Annotated in this window: 15 protein-coding genes; 13 read left to right on the top strand and 2 right to left on the bottom strand. The window is 61.8% G+C overall.

The window, feature by feature from the left end; all coding sequences use genetic code 11:
- Positions 1-203: 203 nt before the first annotated feature.
- The 7 genes from mreC (at position 204) to tldD (ending at position 11,702) form a co-directional block, all read left to right on the top strand.
- The gene (mreC, locus tag LT42_RS11830; RefSeq protein WP_037012601.1) at positions 204-1,340 is read left to right on the top strand and encodes a rod shape-determining protein MreC; all 1,137 of its coding nucleotides are present in this window, start codon (positions 204-206) and stop codon (positions 1,338-1,340) included.
- Positions 1,340-1,831: a rod shape-determining protein MreD gene (mreD, locus tag LT42_RS11825; RefSeq protein WP_037012599.1), complete on the top strand. Its 492-nt coding sequence runs from the start codon at positions 1,340-1,342 to the stop codon at positions 1,829-1,831. The genes mreC and mreD overlap by 1 nt, the downstream gene beginning before the upstream one ends.
- Before the next feature lie 368 nt (positions 1,832-2,199).
- Positions 2,200-2,811 (top strand): Maf family protein, encoded by a 612-nt coding sequence (locus LT42_RS11820; protein ID WP_037012597.1) that lies wholly within the window; start codon positions 2,200-2,202, stop codon positions 2,809-2,811.
- On the top strand, positions 2,808-4,265 hold the full coding sequence (gene rng, locus LT42_RS11815) for a ribonuclease G (protein WP_037012596.1): 1,458 nt from the start codon (positions 2,808-2,810) through the stop codon (positions 4,263-4,265). Before LT42_RS11820 ends, rng begins: the two co-directional genes overlap by 4 nt.
- Positions 4,266-4,454: 189 nt before the next feature.
- Complete coding sequence (locus LT42_RS11810) at positions 4,455-8,270, top strand: YhdP family protein (protein ID WP_037012595.1); 3,816 nt, start codon at positions 4,455-4,457, stop codon at positions 8,268-8,270.
- A gap of 1,135 nt (positions 8,271-9,405) precedes the next feature.
- On the top strand, positions 9,406-10,257 hold the full coding sequence (locus LT42_RS11805) for a carbon-nitrogen hydrolase family protein (RefSeq protein WP_037012594.1): 852 nt from the start codon (positions 9,406-9,408) through the stop codon (positions 10,255-10,257).
- 2 nt (positions 10,258-10,259) lie between these two features.
- Positions 10,260-11,702 carry a metalloprotease TldD gene (gene tldD / locus LT42_RS11800; RefSeq protein ID WP_037012593.1) on the top strand — a complete coding sequence of 481 codons (1,443 nt, stop codon included), beginning with the start codon at positions 10,260-10,262 and terminating at the stop codon, positions 11,700-11,702.
- Positions 11,703-11,750: 48 nt separating this feature from the next.
- On the opposite strand, the gene yjgA is transcribed toward tldD, so the two are convergent.
- The gene (gene yjgA / locus LT42_RS11795) at positions 11,751-12,272 is read right to left on the bottom strand and encodes a ribosome biogenesis factor YjgA (RefSeq protein WP_037012592.1); all 522 of its coding nucleotides are present in this window, start codon (positions 12,270-12,272) and stop codon (positions 11,751-11,753) included.
- Between the two features lie 93 nt (positions 12,273-12,365).
- Between yjgA and pmbA the strand changes: the two genes are divergently transcribed.
- The 5 genes from pmbA (at position 12,366) to LT42_RS11770 (ending at position 16,444) form a co-directional block, all read left to right on the top strand.
- On the top strand, positions 12,366-13,712 hold the full coding sequence (gene pmbA / locus LT42_RS11790; protein ID WP_037012590.1) for a metalloprotease PmbA: 1,347 nt from the start codon (positions 12,366-12,368) through the stop codon (positions 13,710-13,712).
- Between the two features lie 294 nt (positions 13,713-14,006).
- Positions 14,007-14,438, top strand: coding sequence for a FagA protein (locus LT42_RS11785; protein WP_276209514.1), 432 nt, complete (start codon positions 14,007-14,009; stop codon positions 14,436-14,438).
- 11 nt (positions 14,439-14,449) lie between these two features.
- Positions 14,450-14,914, top strand: coding sequence for a hypothetical protein (locus LT42_RS11780; protein WP_037012588.1), 465 nt, complete (start codon positions 14,450-14,452; stop codon positions 14,912-14,914).
- Between the two features lies 1 nt (position 14,915).
- The gene (locus LT42_RS11775; protein WP_037012586.1) at positions 14,916-15,527 is read left to right on the top strand and encodes a superoxide dismutase; all 612 of its coding nucleotides are present in this window, start codon (positions 14,916-14,918) and stop codon (positions 15,525-15,527) included.
- A gap of 29 nt (positions 15,528-15,556) precedes the next feature.
- Positions 15,557-16,444, top strand: a complete 888-nt coding sequence (locus LT42_RS11770) for a ZIP family metal transporter (protein WP_037012584.1) — start codon at positions 15,557-15,559, stop codon at positions 16,442-16,444.
- Positions 16,445-16,864: 420 nt separating this feature from the next.
- On the opposite strand, the gene LT42_RS11765 is transcribed toward LT42_RS11770, so the two are convergent.
- The gene (locus LT42_RS11765; protein ID WP_037012583.1) at positions 16,865-17,287 is read right to left on the bottom strand and encodes a DUF1810 domain-containing protein; all 423 of its coding nucleotides are present in this window, start codon (positions 17,285-17,287) and stop codon (positions 16,865-16,867) included.
- Positions 17,288-17,438: 151 nt separating this feature from the next.
- On the opposite strand from LT42_RS11765, the gene LT42_RS11760 reads away from it, so the two are divergent.
- Positions 17,439-17,780, top strand: a complete 342-nt coding sequence (locus LT42_RS11760) for a zinc ribbon domain-containing protein YjdM (RefSeq protein WP_037012581.1) — start codon at positions 17,439-17,441, stop codon at positions 17,778-17,780.
- Positions 17,781-17,855 lie beyond the last annotated feature (75 nt).

The raw sequence follows: 17,855 nt of genomic DNA, 5'->3' as shown, positions 1-17,855 counted from the left end.
GGCAGCACCTTACCGTGCTGCCTGTTCGTGTCCGACCTGTTGACGTCGCGCAGCGATGTTGCAAGTCTGGCACCCTGCATTTCCATCCATCCGCATCAGGCCGGTTTCGTGTCGCATGAATAAGCACAGCTACACTCACGCACCTCTGTACGCATCTCTGGAAGGAGCGGCCCATTAAACCGCTTTTCTCCAAGGGCCCGTCCCTGGGCGTCCGTCTACTGGTGCTGGTCGTATTGTCCGTGGCCATCATGGTCGTGGACGCGCGCTTTACCCTGCTCAAGCCTGTTCGCAGTCAAATGTCGCTGGTGCTGATGCAGTCCTACTGGATCGCCGATTTGCCAGAGCGTCTGTACCAGGGCGTCGCCAGCCAGTTTGGCAGCCGTACAGAACTCGCTGCCGAAAACGAAAAACTCAAGACCGAAAACCTGCTGCTGCAAGGTCGCCTGCAAAAGCTGGCTGCCCTGACCGAGCAAAACGTGCGCCTGCGCGAGCTGCTCAACTCCTCAGCGCTGGTCAACGAGAAAGTCGAAGTCGCCGAGCTCATCGGCATGGACCCCAACCCGTTTACCCATCGCATCATCATCAACAAGGGTGAGCGCGATGGCGTGGTTCTGGGTCAGCCGGTGCTTGATGCGCGAGGCTTGATGGGGCAGGTGGTCGAGCTGATGCCCTACACGTCCCGCGTGTTGCTGCTGACCGACACCACCCACAGCATCCCGGTGCAGGTGAATCGCAACGGGCTGCGGGCGATTGCCAGCGGCACCGGCAACCCAGAGCGACTTGAGCTGCGCCATGTGGCAGACACCGCCGACATCAAGGAAGGCGACCTGCTGGTGAGTTCCGGCCTTGGGCAGCGCTTCCCCGCGGGGTATCCGGTGGCGACGGTCAAGGAAGTGATTCACGACTCCGGCCAGCCCTTTGCCATCGTGCGGGCGGTGCCGACCGCTGCGCTGAATCGCAGCCGTTATCTGCTGCTGGTGTTCTCCGATGGCCGCTCGCCTGAAGAGCGCGCTGCTGACGCCGCGCAGCAGCAGGAGTCTCTGGACCGTCAGGCGGCTGATCCGGCAGCGGTGCCGTCCGCTACTGTCCCTGGTGCGGCGCCCGCTGCAACGCCCAACAAAGCAGTTGTTCCGGCCACTGTGCCGAAACCTGCCGGGCACAGCACCTCGTCCGCGCCTGCCGCGAACAGCGCGCCTGCATCGACCACCACCGCGCCGGCGACCACGCCTGCCAAGCCCGCTGCCAGCAAACCCGCCGCCAAACCTGCGGCCAAACCCGCCGCAACTCGCCCGGCGACGCCCGCCGCTGCTCCGGCAACCCAACGCGAGAGGGAAGAATAATGGCGCGTCATGCTCCCGCACGTAACGGCTGGGTGGTCTGGTTGACCTTTGTCATCGGGCTGCTGCTCAGCGTTTCGCCCCTGCCGCAATTCATGGAAATATTTCGCCCGCTGTGGCTGGCGCTACTGCTGGCCTTCTGGGCGCTGGCACTCCCGCACAAGATCGGGATGGTCACTGCATGGATGCTGGGTCTGGCCGAGGATGTTCTATACGGCACCTTGCTGGGGCAGAACGCATTGATCCTGACGCTGATCACTTTTCTGGTGCTGTCGTTGCAGCAGCGCTTGCGGATGTTCCCGATGTGGCAGCAGTGCCTGGTGATTCTGGTCATCTTCGGGCTCGCGCAACTGGTTCAGCTGTGGCTCAGTGCCTTGACCGGCAACCGTCAGCCGACCCTCGCCCTCGTGTTGCCGGCATTGGTTAGCGCATTGCTCTGGCCATGGGTCAGCTACGGCCTGCGAGGATTGCGCCTGCGTTTGAAGATCAACTAAGTAATTGGGAGCGGCATCTGCCGGTTTTTGTAGGACCGGCTTCAGCCGGGAAGAGGCCAGTGTGAGCACCCTCGATCCTGTGGCGTGACACACGACGCTTTCCCGGCTAAAGCCGGTCCCACAGGTTGGAATGCGGTGTTTGAGTGGGACCGGCTTCAGCCGGGAAGGGGCCAGTGTGAGCACCCTCAACCTGCGGTGTGACACACGACGCTTTCCCGGCTAAAGCCGGTCCCACAGGTTTGAATGCGGTGTTTCAGTGGGACCGGCTTCAGCCGGGAAGGGGCCGGAGTGAGCACCTTGATATAGCGGTGTGACGCCCCGGCTCTTTCGTAAGACTACGCTTGTGATCAACGACACGGAGACGTCCCATGCCCCAACTTCTTCTTGCCTCCGGCTCCCCGCGACGTCGTGAGCTGCTCGCCCAGATCGGCGTGCCATTCACGACCCTCAGCGCTGACATCGACGAAACCCCTCTGACCGGCGAAGCGCCTGACGCCTATGTCCTGCGGTTGGCGCGCTGCAAGGCCGAAGCGGGGCTACTGACCCTCGCCAACGACCCCGCATACCCCACCGCCTGTGTACTCGGGGCTGACACCGCCGTGGTGCTTGACGGTCGCATTCTGGGCAAACCGGCGGATGAAGCCGAGGCGCTGGCAATGTTGGCCGCGCTTTCAAATCGCGAGCACGAAGTCCTGACCGCCATTGCCGTGGTTCGCGAAGAGCGCTGCGAGACGAGAACCGTGACCAGTCGCGTACGGTTTCGGGTCATCGCCGAAGACGAAGCACGCCGGTACTGGGCAAGCGGCGAACCCTGCGACAAAGCCGGGGGCTATGGCATTCAAGGGCTTGGTGCAGTGTTCGTGGAAAACCTCAGCGGCAGCTATTCCGCGGTGGTCGGCCTGCCGTTGTGCGAAACCGCAGAAATCCTCCAGCGTTTCGGCATACCCTGTTGGCAACGCCCGGAAGGTGACAAGTCATGAGTGAAGAGATTCTGATCAACATCACGCCAATGGAATCGCGCGTGGCGGTCGTTGAGAACGGGGTGTTGCAAGAGGTGCATGTCGAACGCACCCAGCGCCGCGGGATCGTGGGCAATATCTACAAAGGCAAGGTGGTGCGCGTGTTGCCTGGCATGCAGGCGGCGTTCATCGATATCGGCCTGGACCGCGCGGCGTTCATTCATGCGTCCGAAATCTCCATGCGTGAAGGCCCGGCCGTGGAAACCATCAGTTCCCTGGTCCACGACGGCCAGAGCCTGGTCGTGCAGGTCACCAAGGACCCGATCGGCAGTAAAGGCGCGCGGCTGACCACCCAGCTGTCGATCCCCTCGCGTTACCTCGTCTACATGCCGCGAACGGCGCATGTCGGCATTTCCCTCAAAATCGAAGACGAAGCCGAGCGCGAGCGCTTGAAGCAGGTGGTCAGCGATTGCGTCGCCAAGGAAGGGATCAAGGAGAAGGGCGGCTTCATCCTGCGCACCGCAGCCGAGGGCGCAGGCGCTGACGAGATCATGATGGACATCCGCTACCTTCGGAGGCTGTGGGACCAGATCGGCGAGCAGATCAAGACCATCAGCCCGGCCAGCGTGATCTACGAAGACCTGGGGCTGGCGCTGCGCACGTTGCGCGACCTGGTCAGCCCGCGGACCGAGAAGATTCGCATCGATTCACGCGAGACCTTTCAGAAGACCACTCAGTTTGTCGCTGAACTGATGCCCGAAATTGCCGATCGCCTGGAGCACTACCCTGGCGAGCGGCCGATTTTCGATTTGTATGGCGTGGAGGATGAAATCCAGCGGGCGCTGGACCGCAAGGTCCCGCTCAAGTCCGGCGGCTATCTGGTCATCGACCCGGCCGAAGCCATGACCACGATTGACGTCAACACCGGCGCGTTCGTCGGGCATCGCAATCTTGAAGAAACCATCTTCAAAACCAACCTGGAAGCGGCAACCGCCATTGCGCGGCAACTGAGGCTGCGCAACATCGGCGGCATCATCATCATCGATTTCATCGACATGGAAGACGCCGAGCACCAGCGCCAGGTGCTGCGCACGCTTGAAAAACAGCTCGAGCGCGATCACGCCAAGACCAACATCATCGGCATCACCGAACTGGGTCTTGTGCAGATGACGCGCAAGCGCACCCGCGAAAGTCTGGAGCAGGTGCTGTGCGAACCGTGCAGCAGTTGCCAGGGTCGGGGCAAACTGAAGACGCCCGAAACCATCTGCTACGAGATATTCCGCGAGATCCTGCGCGAAGCCCGTGCTTACCAGGCGGTGGGCTATCGGGTGCTGGCCAATCAGAAAGTGGTGGATCGACTGCTGGACGAGGAATCTGGCAATGTGGCGGAGCTTGAGGTGTTCATCGGCCGGACCATTCGTTTTCAGGTCGAGACTATGTATTCCCAGGAACAATATGACGTCGTGCTGCTCTGACGGTGCGTGACGCCCGGCGCTACCCGGCGGCGGTGTGGTTGAACTAGAAAACTGTGCCCTTGAGGCAGACGGAACGGATGCCGTCCAAAGAGAACAACGCGTGGCGATTGAGCACAACCTGGACGTACCCGCACCTGCACGATTGGGCCGGATGCCAGATGCAGGCCGTTTTTGCGGAGGCGCAGCGACATGGAGCGTCTGACCCGGTTTCTGGCTGTGATGACCCGTTGGGGACTGAGCCTTTGCGCCCTCGTCGTGGTGCTGGTTGCGCTGTACGTGAGTGTCGGTCGTCAGTTGGTGCCCATGGTGGCCGAATACCGCGCCGACGTTGAAGCCAAGGCGCAGGCCGCGCTGGGCATGCCCGTGAGCATCGGACGGCTGGAAGGCAGCTGGAGCGGCTTCGCCCCGGTATTCGTCGCGCGGGATGTGATGATCGGCACAGGCGGTAATGCCGTTCGGCTCGACCATGTTCAGGCAACGCCCGACCTTCTTGCCAGCTTGCGCAGCCGTGAGGTGCGCCTTGAGCGCCTTGAACTGGACGGCCTGCAGCTGGGCCTGAAAGAAGACCAGAACGGCCACTGGGCGCTACAGGGTTTACCTGTGCAGCCTGATCAAGCGTTCGACCCCGAGAAAATCCTGAACCAGATGCAGGTTGTTTCGCAGCTGTCTCTGTTCGACAGCCAGATCACGCTCCAGCCTTATGACCAGTCGCCGCTGACGTTGACCTATGTGAGCCTGACACTGAAGACGGGCAGTTTGCATCAGCGCCTCGATGCGCGATTGAACCTGCCGGACGGTCAGCCGCTGTCGCTCAATGTCCGTTCAAAGGTCACCGCCCATGAATGGCGCGACGGCGAGGCCCAGGCCTACCTGAGCCTGCCGCAGAGCGAGTGGTCGAAATGGCTGCCGAAAAGCCTGACCCGCGACTGGAAAATTCGGAGCCTGAAGATGGGCGGCGAAGCCTGGTTAACGTGGGGGCAGGGCGCTTTGCAAAGCGCGGTCACGCGTCTTAACGCACCGCATTTCAAAGGCGGTTACGCCGATCGCAAGCCGACGGTCATCGACAATCTGGCGCTCAACGCCTGGTTTCAGCGCGATCAGAAAGGCATGCGCGCCACCGTCGACTCGCTGGCCATGGACCTGAACGGCAAGCGCTGGGAAAGTCGTCTGCAACTGCAGCAGAGCGCCGCCACCGCCGACAGCGAAGAGGTGTGGCACGCACAGGCCGACCGGCTGGACCTGACGCCCGTTACGCCGCTGCTTGATTCGCTGGCGCCGTTGCCTGACAAACTCATGGTTGTGCTCGACCGGCTGAAGGTGACTGGCGGCCTGCGCAATGTGCTGGTGGATTATCGACCCCAGGCCGAGGCGCCCAAGCGTCTGGCCTTCGCCGCCAATCTGGACAAGGTCGGTTTTGACGCCTATCACGGCGCACCTGCGGCCGGTAACGTCAGCGGCGCCATCAGCGGTGATCTTGGTCAGGGCGAACTGCGTCTGGATACGGATGATTTCATGCTGCATCTGGACCCGATCTTCCGTAACGAATGGAAGTATCGCCACGCCAATGCACAGCTGACCTGGGCGCTGGATGACAAAGGCTTCACGCTCATTGCGCCGTATATCAAGGTCGAAGGGGAGGAGGGCAAGATCGCCAGCGACTTCCTCATTCGCCTTCACTTCGATCACAGCCAGGAAGACTACATGGACCTGCGCGTCGGTCTGGTCGACGGCGACGGTCGCTACACCTCCAAATACCTGCCTGCTGTGCTCAGTCCGGCGCTCGACCAGTGGCTGCGCACGGCGATTCTGGGCGGCAATGTCGATCAGGGTTTTTTCCAGTATCAAGGCTCGATCAGCCGCGATGCGACCGATGTGGCACGCGTCATCAGTCTGTTCTTCAAAGTGCGCAACGCGAATCTGGCGTTCCAGCCAGGCTGGCCTCAGCTGACCAATGTCGACGGCGACGTATTCGTCGAGAACAGCGGCGTGCGCATCCGTGCCAACAAGGGCCAGTTGCTCAACACCCAAGTGAGCAATGTCGCGGTGGATATTCCTCACGTCTCGGCGGGGCAGACCAGCCATTTGCTGGTGGACGGGGATCTGAAGGGCAGTCTTCAGGACGGCATGAAAATCCTGCAGGAAGCCCCCATCGGAACCGGCCAGACCTTCGCCGGCTGGCAGGCCGAAGGGCCTTTGCAGGGGCATATCAACCTGGATATCCCGCTGGTCAAAGGGCAGGAGCCCAAAGTCGTGGTCGATTTCAGTACCGACAGCGCGCGCCTTAAGTTGGCCGACCCGGTGCTGGAGCTGACGCAACTGCGCGGCGATTTCCGTTTTGATTACACCAAAGGTCTGAGCGGCAAAAACATCAAGACCGTTGCTTTCGATAAACCGGTGTCTGCCGAGATTTTCGCCGAAGGCAAACCCGGCGCGCCGGTGACGCGGATCACTGCCAGCAGCGTGATTGCCAGCAAGCGCCTGACCGACTGGCTGGGCGTCACTCAGCCGCTGCCCATCTCGGGCGATCTGCCTTACCAGTTGCAGCTGACATTGAGCGGCAATGCCAGTCAGCTGCAGATCAACTCGAACCTCAAGGGGCTCGCGGTTGATCTGCCGGCACCATTTGGCAAAGCCGCAGACGAGGCGCGTGACACCGACTTTCGCATGAACCTGCAGGGCCCCGAACGGCGTATCGATGTCGGCTACAGCAACATCGCCAACCTGGCGTTCGCCTCGCCACCCGGCAAGTTCGGCGACGGGCGAGGGGAGTTGTTTCTGGGCGAGGGCGGGGCGATCGTGCCGGACAGCAAAGGCTTGCGCGTTCGCGGCGCGTTGTCCGAACTGGACATAGCACCCTGGCAGGCCATGGCCGAGCGCTACGCCGGTGGCGATCCGGGTGGTAGCGCCAAGCAGCTTCTCAGCAGCGTTGACTTACAGATCGGCAAACTGACCGCAATGGGCACGACGCTCGACCAGGTCGGTGTGCTGCTCAAGCGCAGTGATGCCGCGTGGGCGCTGTCCCTTGATAGCGCGAAGGTGAAGGGCACTGCCACCTTGCCGGACAGCAAAACTGCGCCCATCGATATCAGCCTGTTGTATGTGCGGCTGCCAGCGCCGGACCCGAATGCGGCGGTGGTGGAAAACGCTCCAGATCCGCTGGTAGATGTTGATCCTCGCAAAATTCCGGCGGCGAACGTCAACATCACCCAGCTGTTTCAGGGCGATCAGTTGATGGGGGCGTGGTCGCTCAAGGCGCGGCCGACGACTAACGGCGTCCAGTTGACGGACATGAACCTGGGCCTCAAAGGTATTGCGCTGTTGGGCAACGGCGGCTGGGAGGGCACACCGGGCGCGACATCCAGTTGGTTCAAGGGTCAGGTCAGCGGCAAGAACCTGGCGGATGTGCTCAAGGCCTGGGGGTTCGCCCCGACGGTCACCAGTCAGGAATTCGAGCTGAACGCTGACGGCCGCTGGCCGGGGTCGCCCGCCTGGGTGGGCTTGAAGCGCTATTCCGGCAGCCTGGACGCGACGCTGAAAAACGGGCAATTCGTTGAGGTTGAAGGGGGCGCACAGGCGCTCAGGGTGTTTGGCCTGCTCAACTTCAATTCGATTGGCCGGCGGCTGCGTCTGGACTTTTCTGACCTGCTCGGCAAGGGCTTGAGCTACGACAAGGTCAAGGGTTTGCTGGTTGCCAGCGATGGCGTGTATGTCACCCGCGACCCGATCACCATGACCGGGCCTTCGACGAATCTTGAGTTGGACGGCACGCTGGACATGGTCCGTGATCGCGTAGACGCCAAGCTGTTGGTGACCCTGCCGGTGACCAATAACCTGCCCATTGCTGCATTGATCGTCGGCGCACCGGCGATTGGCGGCGCGTTGTTCCTGGTCGACAAGCTGCTGGGCGACCGCGTGTCACGCTTCGCCAGTGTCCAGTACAAGGTTCAGGGGCCGTGGAAAGAACCCAAGATCACCTTCGACAAACCGTTCGAAAAACCCCAGTAAACACCGCGTTGGCAGGCGTCTGACATTTGCAGTGTGACCACAGACGCCTTCCCGGCTAAAGCCCGTCCGACAAGTGAACGCGCCGTGAGTAGGACAGGCTGAACCCAGCCCCCCAGCTGAATGCGGTATTTAGTGGGACCGGCTTTAGCCGTGAAGGGGCCAGTGCGTGCAACGAGATTCCATTGTTCACCGCTGATCAGTGTAGGAGCGCGCTTGCCCGCGAAGAGGCCGGTGCATCCGACGCATATGCGCCGTCCGTACCTACGCCTTCGCGGGCAAGCGCGCTCCTACATTCAAATCTGCGGCAATCATTGCCCCGGTGTGACATCCAACGCCTCTTGGCTGAAGCCGATTCCACCAGGTGAACGCGATATTTAGTGGGACTGGCTTTAGCCGGGAAGGGGCCAGTGCGTGCAACGAGATTCCATTGTTCGCCGCTGACCGGTGTAGGAGCGCGCTTGCCCGCGAAGAGGCCAGTGCATCCAACGCATATGCGCAGCCCGTGCCTACGCGACCAGATGAACGCGATATTTAGTGGGACCGGCTTTAGCCGGGAACGGGCCAATGCGTGCAACGAGATTCCATTGTTCGCCGCTGACCGGTGTAGGAGCGCGCTTGCCCGCGAAGAGGCCAGTGCATCCAACGCATATGCGCAGCCCGTGCCTACGCGACCAGATGAACGCGCTATTTAGTGGAACCGGCTTTAGCCGGGAAGGGGCCAGTGCGTGCAACGAGATTTCACTGCTCGCCGCTGATCAGTGTAGGAGCGCGCTTGCCCGCGAAGAGGCCGGTGCATCCAACGCATATGCGCCGTCCGTGCCTACGCGACCAGATGAACGCGATATTTAGTGGGACCGGCTTTAGCCGGGAAGGGGCCAATGCGTGCAACGAGATTCCATTGTTCGCCGCTGATCAGTGTAGGAGCGCGCTTGCCCGCGAAGAGGCCGGCGCATCCAACGCATATGCGCAGCCCGTGCCTACGCCTTCGCGGGCAAGCGCGCTCCTGCATCAAATCTGCGGCAGGTCATTGCTCCGGTGTGACATTCATGGGCCGTGACGACGAATTCGGGCTATCGAGCGAGCCCAATCATCGGTGTCTGGAGTAAAGTGCAGGTCTATTGATCAGGGAGTAGGTATGTCCTTCGCCGTCATTCAAATGGTCAGTCAAAGCGACATCGTGGCCAATCTGGCCCAGGCCCGCAGGTTGCTGGAACAGGCCGCTGCGTCGGGTGCAAAACTGGCCGTGCTCCCGGAAAACTTCGCCGCCATGGGCCGTCGAGACGTCGCCGAGATCGGTCGCGCCGAGGCAATGGGCGAAGGTCCGATCATACCCTGGTTGAAACTTGCCGCCCGCGACCTCACCTTATGGATAGTGGCCGGGACATTGCCGCTGCCCCTTGAGGGTCAGCCTGATGGCAAAGTCACTGCCTGTTCGTTGCTGATTGACGATGAGGGCCAGCAAGTTGCCCGATACGACAAGCTGCACCTGTTCGACGTCGATGTCGCCGATGCAAGAGGGCGGTATCGGGAATCCGACGACTACGCCCATGGTGGCAACGTTGTGGTGGCCGACACGCCGGTTGGACGGCTGGGGCTTTCGGTGTGTTACGACTTGCGCTTCCCGGAGCTGTACACCGCGCTGCGGGAGGCAGGAGCAGAATTGATCACCGCGCCGTCGGCCTTTACCGCCGTCACAGGGGCGGCGCACTGGGAGGTCTTGCTGCGCGCTCGGGCCATCGAAACCCAGTGTTATGTGCTGGCGGCGGCGCAAGGCGGAATCCATCCGGGGCCGAGAGAAACATTTGGGCATGCGGCGATCATCGATCCATGGGGCCGCGTGCTGGCCGAGCAGGCGCAGGGTGAAGCGGTGCTGCTGGCCGAACGAGACAGCGTAGAACAAGCGTCCATACGGGCGCGCATGCCGGTAACGAACCACCGGCGATTTTTTTCGCAGGCCGCCATGCGACCTGCCAATACCCCGGAGTGAATATGAGCCACTTGTCCTCTGTCAGCGAACACCTTCTGGCGCCAGGCGGCCTGAGTATCGACAGCCTGCAATCGGTGCTGGGTGAGCTGGCCGGCCCAGGCATTGACGCCGCCGACCTGTATTTTCAGGGTCAGATTTCCGAGTCTTGGGCCCTGGAAGACGGCATCGTCAAAGAAGGCAGCTTCAACCTGGACCAGGGCGTCGGCGTACGCGCACAGTCAGGCGAGAAAACCGGCTTCGCCTACAGCAACGCCATTACCCCCGACGCGCTGACTCAGGCCGCCCGTGCCGCGCGCTCGATTTCACGCGCAGGTCAGAACGGCCGGGTGCAGGCGTTCACTACCCAGGACGTCGCCCAGCTGTACGCGCCGGACAACCCACTTGAAGTCATGACTCGCGCCGAGAAGGTCGAGCTGCTGAAGCGCGTCGACGCCGCCACCCGCGCGCTGGACCCGCGTATCCAGCAAGTCACCGTGAGCATGGCCGGTGTCTGGGAGCGCATTCTTGTGGCCTCCACCGATGGCGGGCTCGCGGCCGACGTGCGTCCATTGGTGCGCTTCAACGTCAGCGTGATCGTTGAGCAGAACGGCCGGCGTGAGCGTGGCGGGCATGGCGGTGGCGGCCGTACGGATTACCGTTATTTCCTCAGCGACGACCGCGCCATGGGGTACGCCCGCGAGGCGCTGCGTCAAGCGCTGGTCAACCTCGAAGCCATCCCGGCGCCAGCCGGCACGTTGCCGGTAGTGTTGGGTTCCGGCTGGTCCGGTGTGCTGCTCCACGAAGCGGTCGGCCACGGCCTTGAAGGCGATTTCAACCGCAAGGGCAGCTCGGCCTACAGCGGTCGCATGGGCGAAATGGTCGCGTCCAAACTCTGCACCATCGTCGACGACGGCACCCTCGTTGATCGACGCGGTTCGCTGAGCGTCGACGACGAAGGCACACCCACCGAGTGCACCACGCTCATCGAAAATGGCGTGCTCAAAGGCTACATGCAGGACAAGCTCAACGCGCGGCTGATGGGCGTGGCGCGCACCGGCAATGGTCGGCGCGAGTCCTATGCGCATCTACCGATGCCGCGCATGACCAACACCTACATGCTGGGCGGGGAGAGCGATCCGGCGGAGATCATCGCGTCGGTCAAACGAGGCATCTACTGCGCCAATCTGGGCGGCGGCCAGGTGGACATCACCAGCGGCAAGTTCGTGTTCTCGACCAGCGAGGCGTATCTGATCGAAGACGGCAAAATCACCGCACCGGTCAAAGGCGCAACGCTGATTGGCAACGGCCCCGAGTGCATGAGCCGGGTGTCGATGGTCGGCAACGACTTGTCTCTGGACAGCGGCGTCGGCACCTGCGGCAAGGACGGTCAATCGGTGCCGGTGGGCGTTGGCCAGCCGACGCTGAAGATCGATGCAATCACCGTTGGCGGCACAGGCGGGGCTTGATGGTCGAGGGGCTTGCGCCGGTTGAGTGATTCAAACGGCGCAGCGGTTCTAGCGCAGTCCGCGTTTGCTTTCGTCCAGCTCGCGGATGTATTTGAAGATTTTGCGGGTCGCGGTAGGGGCCTTGTTCTGCGCGGCTTCATGCTGAGCCTGACGGATCAGCGAGCGCAGTTGCTGACGGTCTGCGTCGGGGTATTCGGCAACGAACTGCTCCAGCACGTCGTCGGTCCCGGTCACCAGGCGGTCGCGCCAACGTTCCAGATTGTGGAAGCGTTCGTTGTACTGACGCGTAGAAGCGTCGAGCTGATCGAGCAGCACCAGGATTTCATCCAGATCCTGATCGCGCATCAGCTTGCCGATGAATTGAATGTGGCGTTTGCGCGCAATGTGCGCGGTGTGCTTGGGAGCATCGGCCAGTGCCCGACGCAGAGGGTCGGTCAGTGGCAGCTTGGCCAGCACATCGGGCTTGAATGTCGTCAAGCGTTCGCCCAGTTCCACCAGAGCATGCAGCTCTCGTTTGACCTGGGTTTTGCTTTTCTCTCCGTCGAAGGAGTCGTCGTAAGAATCAACCATGGGGGCCGTCCGCAAATAAACGCCGCCATGATAACCAGTCAGGACCCGATTGTCCGGCCCGGCTGCTGAAATCAGAATTTGATGGAGAACGTCATGAGTGCATCAGAAAGCGTCGGCCCGCAGGCTTTGCCGGCATTGCAACAGCAGGTCGAAGAGATAGTCGCCGAAGCCAGGCGTCAGGGCGCGACCGCATGCGAAGTAGCGGTGTCGCTGGAGCAGGGCTTGTCCACCTCGGTGCGCCAGCGCGAAGTCGAGACGGTCGAGTTCAATCGCGATCAGGGTTTCGGCATCACCCTGTACGTAGGCCATCGCAAAGGCTCGGCCAGTACCTCGGCCAGTGGCCCCGACGCCATCCGTGAAACAGTGGCCGCTGCGCTGGCGATCGCCAAACACACTTCCGAAGACGAAAGCTCGGGCCTGGCTGATGCCGCCTTGATGGCGAAAGAACAGCCAGATTTTGATCTGTTCCACCCATGGGACATCACGCCGGAACAGGCCATTGAGCGCGCGCTGATCTGCGAAGCGGCTGCTTTTGACGCCGACAGCCGGATCAAAAACGCCGATGGCACCACCCTGAACGTGCATCAGGGTTGCCGCGTGTACGGCAACAGCCACGGTTTTATCGGCGGTTACGCTTCGACTCGCCACAGTCTGAGCTGCGTGATGATCGCCGAAGGCGAGGGCCAGATGCAGCGCGATTACTGGTACGACGTGAACCGACGCGGCGACCAGTTGATGGACGCTTGCCTGATCGGCCAAAAAGCCGCCGAGCGTGCAGCGAGCCGTCTTGGCGCCCGGCCTGTTCCGACCTGCGAAGTGCCGGTGCTGTTCTCCGCAGAGCTGGCGGGCGGGCTGTTCGGCAGCTTTCTTGGCGCGGTCTCCGGCGGCAACCTGTACCGCAAATCGTCCTTCCTTGAGGGGGCCATCGGCCAGCGTCTGTTCCCCGAGTGGATGACCATCGACGAACGCCCGCACCTGGTGGGCGCGATGGGCAGTTCAGCGTTCGATGGCGACGGTTTGGCGACTTATGCCAAGCCGTTCGTCGAAAATGGCGACCTGGTCTCGTATATCCTCAGCACCTATTCGGGCCGTAAGCTGGGTCTGCCGAGCACCGCGAACGCAGGCGGTGTGCATAACCTGTTCGTCAGCCACGGCACCGAAGATCAGGCCGCCCTGATCCGTCGAATGGGCCGTGGACTGCTGGTGACAGAGCTGATGGGCAGTGGCTTGAACATGGTCACCGGTGACTACTCGCGCGGCGCGGCAGGTTTCTGGGTAGAGAATGGCGAAATCCAGTTCCCGGTCCAGGAAGTGACCATTGCCGGCAACATGCGCGACATGTTCAAGCAGATCGTGGCTGTGGGGAATGATCTGGAAATGCGCAGCAATATCCGCACAGGTTCGGTGCTGATTGAAAAGATGATGGTGGCGGGAAGCTGATCCCCGCTGGCCCCAGTGCTCCGCCCAAAAGCCCGCCCAGATTATGGTGCGGGCTTTTTTATGGTCGTCTTTAAACCATTGCACCCGCGCAAATCCTGTAGGCGCGCTCTTGCCCGCGAAGAGGCCGGTGTGTCGGGTGCATGTCCACCATTCCACCGCACATTTTCGCGTGCAAGCGCGCTCCTACAGCCGGGCGTTGGTTCGACCAACGCTCATCATGAATTCATTGCCGGGCTTGTTTTGATTCTTAAACTCATTTAATAATGAATCTCATTCGTTAGATGGGCCACGGTCATGGATTCTGTTCTGCATGAGTCGCCATACCTGGAAAACTGGCGTGCGCTGAGTCTACGGATTCGTTGCGCGCTGGACCCGAACGAGCCACGGCTCATCGAGCACTATCTGGCCGAAGGCCGCTATCTGGCGCGCTTCACTGCCACGCCCAAGCCCCTCATTGCCGAAAGCACTTTCCGCCTGCTGATCGACACCGCCAGCGACACCGCGCTGCCTTGGCACTGGCGCTGCCTGTGTCTGGATCAGGCGTGGAGGCCGCTGCGGGACATGCAAGCGCTCGCCCACTCGCCTGCGCAACAAGAGCGCTTCCAGGCCTTCGCCCAGCGCCTGGCGACCTGCGTGCTGAAGCCTTCCGTTGTTCTGACAGACCCTGAGGCACCCAATCCGCAAAACGCCCCGCCGACGGCGTCCGAACGCCGGCGTCACTCGTGAGAACCTGCGCCATGGAGCAATGGAAACGTACCATCCTGAGCGGTAACAGCTACTTCAACCGAGGTGAGCTGATCGACGCCCGCGAACAGTACCTGCAGGCCCTCGCCCTGGCGCAGGTGCTCTTCGACCGCTGGGCCGTGGCCGATGAAGCGGTGGCGGCGTTCGTGATTTCGCACCATAACCTGGCTGATCTGCACCTGAACCTCAACCAGCCGGAGGAGAGTGCCGAGTATCTCTGTGCCGTACACCAGCGCCTTTTACAGGTGATCCAGGATCCGCAAATGGCGCCTGACCTGAGACGGGCGGCCTTGCGCCACAGTAATAAAACCTACAGCGAACTTCTGGGTTTCGTCAGCCAATACGGCGAATACCCGCGCACCCAACGCCTGCTGGGCAACAGCGGCGGCGAACATTCCCGCTCGGCGCGTCAGCACCCTGCTGTTTACGCCGGCACCCACTCGTATGGAGTCCATTGACATGTCATTTACCTTGCCTGCCTTGCCTTACGCCTACGATGCGCTTGAGCCGCACATTGACGCACAGACCATGGAAATCCATTACAGCAAGCACCACCAGACGTACATCAACAACCTCAATGCGGCGGTCGAGGGCACTGAGTACGCGCAGTGGCCCATAGAGAAGCTGGTCGCCAGCGTCGCCGAGCTTCCCGAGAAAATGCGCCCGGCGGTGATCAATCAGGGCGGCGGCCACGCCAACCATTCGTTGTTCTGGGAAGTCATGAGCCCGCAGGGTGGCGGTGTCCCCACCGGCGCGTTGGCCGCAGAAATCGACCAGCAACTGGGCGGCTTCGATGCGTTCAAGGACGCCTTCACCAAAGCGGCGTTGACCCGTTTTGGCAGCGGCTGGGCCTGGCTGAGCGTGACCCCCGACAAGAAGCTCGTTGTGGAGAGCAGCGGCAACCAGGACAGCCCACTGATGAACGGCAATACGCCAATCCTCGGGCTGGACGTCTGGGAGCATGCCTATTACCTGCGTTATCAGAACCGTCGCCCTGAATACATTGCCGCGTTTTATAACGTGGTGAACTGGGACGAAGTCGCCAGGCGCTACGCGGCAGCCCTCGGCTGAACACCCTCAGACCTCGGATAAGGCGATTTATGCGCTCGGACATAGCGGCGATCAGCAGCGGACGGTTACTGCGGCTGGCAATGGGCTCGATTTTATTGCTGGTCGGCGCCGGCTTGCTGCTGGCGCAGGGGCTCTCGTGGCTGGCTCTTGAGCCCAGAATGTTACGAGCGCTGGAAGGCGGCGCGCTTTGTGCGTTAGGCACTGCCTTGGGCGCCGTGCCGGTGCTGGTGATTCGCGGCATGCCGGTGGCGGTGTCCGACGGGCTGCTCGGTTTCGGCGCGGGCATCATGCTGGCGGCCACGGCGTTTTCGCTGATCGTGCCAGGCCTCGGTGCGGCTCAGGATCTGGGTTTCACCCCTTGGGGCGCCGGAGCGCTGGTCAGTTTCGGGATACTGCTTGGCGCTGTCGGATTGTTTCTCGTTGATCTGCTGGTAGCGCCGGGGCCGCAGTTATCCGAAGTGGCAGGAAAGCCGGCGATCCCTTCAAACATCTGGCTCTTTGTCATCGCCATCATTGCCCACAACATTCCCGAGGGCATGGCGGTGGGGGTGTCTGCGGGCGGCGGTCTGGCCCATGCCGACAGCCTGGCGATGGGCATCGCCTTGCAGGACGTGCCGGAAGGGTTGGTGATCGCGCTGGTGCTGGCTGCAGCCGGCATGTCGCGGCCCAAGGCCTTTCTGATTGGCGCGGCGTCCGGGCTGGTCGAGCCGGTGTTCGCGGTGCTGTGCGCCTGGCTGGTCGAGGTGGCGGCCTTGCTGTTGCCGTTGGGACTGGCGCTGGCGGCAGGGGCAATGCTGCTGGTGGTCACGCACGAGATCATCCCCGAATCACGCCGCAACGGGCACGACAAGGTCGCCAGCTTCGGCTTGCTGGTCGGGTTCTGCTTGATGATGGTGATGGATACGGCGCTGGCGTAAACAGGGCTCCGGGTGCCGCTTTTCAGGCCCACCCTGAATCGTTCATCTGGCGCTGCCCATGCTGTAGGAGCCGGCTTGCCGGCGAACGCGATGGGGCAGTGACATTAACATCTCAGATCCACCGCGTTCGCCAGCAAGCCGGCTCCTACGGACAGCGTCGTTCGGGCGAATTCCGGAAGCCTGTTGGCAGGGTCGAGACGCGGTCCATTGTAGGAGCGCGCTTGCCCGCGAAGAGGCCAGTACATTCGCCAAATCTTCAGCGCACCTGCCACTGCATTCGCGGGCAAGCGCGCTTCTACGATTGGACTGCGTTGAATCCGATAATCCGCAGGGCCTGTCTTGACCGCGGTACATCCGTTGATCCGCAGGCCCGTCAGATCTCGCCGTCAGCACTGATCCGGGCGAGCCGCTGTAAGATATTCAGCCAAGCTTCGACAGCGTCAACTCATCCGCCTGACCCTTGAAAAACACCTCAAGCACGTCCCGGAAAACCGGTTGCTCGGGTGCGACCGCTGCAAACAGCGTCATGCTTGAGCGCAGCTTCATGTCATCCGGCGACCCCATGATGTGGGCAGCGCTGCGATCCTTCCACTCAAGCAAGGCTGCGCAACAGCGCGCCAACCGCTCGCCCAGCAGTGGATGCCGCAAGTAGGCGATTGCCTCTTCGCGCCCGCTGATCCCGTAACGCCGGGCCATGTCGCTGTGGCCGAGACCGGTCAGTTGTGGAAAAACGAACCACATCCAGTGCGACTGTTTGCGCCCGGATTGCAGCTCCTTCAATGCGCGCTCGTAGGTCGATGCCTGCGCATCGACAAAGCGCTTCAGGTCGAATTGATCGTGCATGTTCCACCTCCTTCGCTGGACATGAATCGCCAACATTATTGCGATTGAGACCCCGGCAGCGGCAGATGTATCCAGGGCTGTCAGGCGCTGCTGCCCGGAGGGATAAAAACCCTTATAATCCTGCGCCTATTCATCTGATGCGAGAGTCGCCGTGAGCTTACCGCCGTGCCCAAAATGCAATTCCGAGTACACCTATGAAGATGGCAGCCAGCTCGTCTGCCCGGAATGCGCCCACGAGTGGACAGTCGACGGCGCCAGCGCTGACGCGGGTGACGACGCCAAAGTCATCAAGGACGCCGTTGGCAACACACTGCAGGACGGCGACACGGTCACCGTCATCAAGGACCTGAAAGTCAAAGGCTCCTCTCTGGTGGTCAAGGTCGGCACCAAGGTCAAGAACATCCGCCTGGTGGACGGCGATCACGACATCGACTGCAAAATCGACGGCATCGGCGCGATGAAGTTGAAGTCCGAGTTTGTGAAGAAGGGCTGATCCCGCCACTCGGTAGCTAATGCTCGTTCCTCACGCTCTGCGTGGGAATGAAGCTGATGACGCTCCGCGTCGCTG

The organism is Pseudomonas lutea (assembly GCF_000759445.1).
GTDB classification, from domain to species: Bacteria; Pseudomonadota; Gammaproteobacteria; order Pseudomonadales; family Pseudomonadaceae; genus Aquipseudomonas; species Aquipseudomonas lutea.
Note: the sequence above shows the minus strand (reverse complement) of the source record. Positions and strands in the feature narration are given on the sequence as shown.

Bases quoted from the DNA above. Each gene is read 5' to 3' on its own strand.
- LT42_RS11770 (WP_037012584.1), top strand. From the start codon at position 15,557: ATGCGCTCGGACATAGCGGCGATCAGCAGCGGACGGTTACTGCGGCTG.
- pmbA (WP_037012590.1), top strand. From the start codon at position 12,366: ATGAGTGCATCAGAAAGCGTCGGCCCGCAGGCTTTGCCGGCATTGCAA.
- LT42_RS11810 (WP_037012595.1), top strand. From the start codon at position 4,455: ATGGAGCGTCTGACCCGGTTTCTGGCTGTGATGACCCGTTGGGGACTG.
- LT42_RS11820 (WP_037012597.1), top strand. From the start codon at position 2,200: ATGCCCCAACTTCTTCTTGCCTCCGGCTCCCCGCGACGTCGTGAGCTG.
- LT42_RS11805 (WP_037012594.1), top strand. From the start codon at position 9,406: ATGTCCTTCGCCGTCATTCAAATGGTCAGTCAAAGCGACATCGTGGCC.
- mreD (WP_037012599.1), top strand. From the start codon at position 1,340: ATGGCGCGTCATGCTCCCGCACGTAACGGCTGGGTGGTCTGGTTGACC.
- LT42_RS11785 (WP_276209514.1), top strand. From the start codon at position 14,007: ATGGATTCTGTTCTGCATGAGTCGCCATACCTGGAAAACTGGCGTGCG.
- tldD (WP_037012593.1), top strand. From the start codon at position 10,260: ATGAGCCACTTGTCCTCTGTCAGCGAACACCTTCTGGCGCCAGGCGGC.
- rng (WP_037012596.1), top strand. From the start codon at position 2,808: ATGAGTGAAGAGATTCTGATCAACATCACGCCAATGGAATCGCGCGTG.
- LT42_RS11775 (WP_037012586.1), top strand. From the start codon at position 14,916: ATGTCATTTACCTTGCCTGCCTTGCCTTACGCCTACGATGCGCTTGAG.
- LT42_RS11765 (WP_037012583.1), bottom strand. From the start codon at position 17,287: ATGCACGATCAATTCGACCTGAAGCGCTTTGTCGATGCGCAGGCATCG.
- LT42_RS11780 (WP_037012588.1), top strand. From the start codon at position 14,450: ATGGAGCAATGGAAACGTACCATCCTGAGCGGTAACAGCTACTTCAAC.
- yjgA (WP_037012592.1), bottom strand. From the start codon at position 12,272: ATGGTTGATTCTTACGACGACTCCTTCGACGGAGAGAAAAGCAAAACC.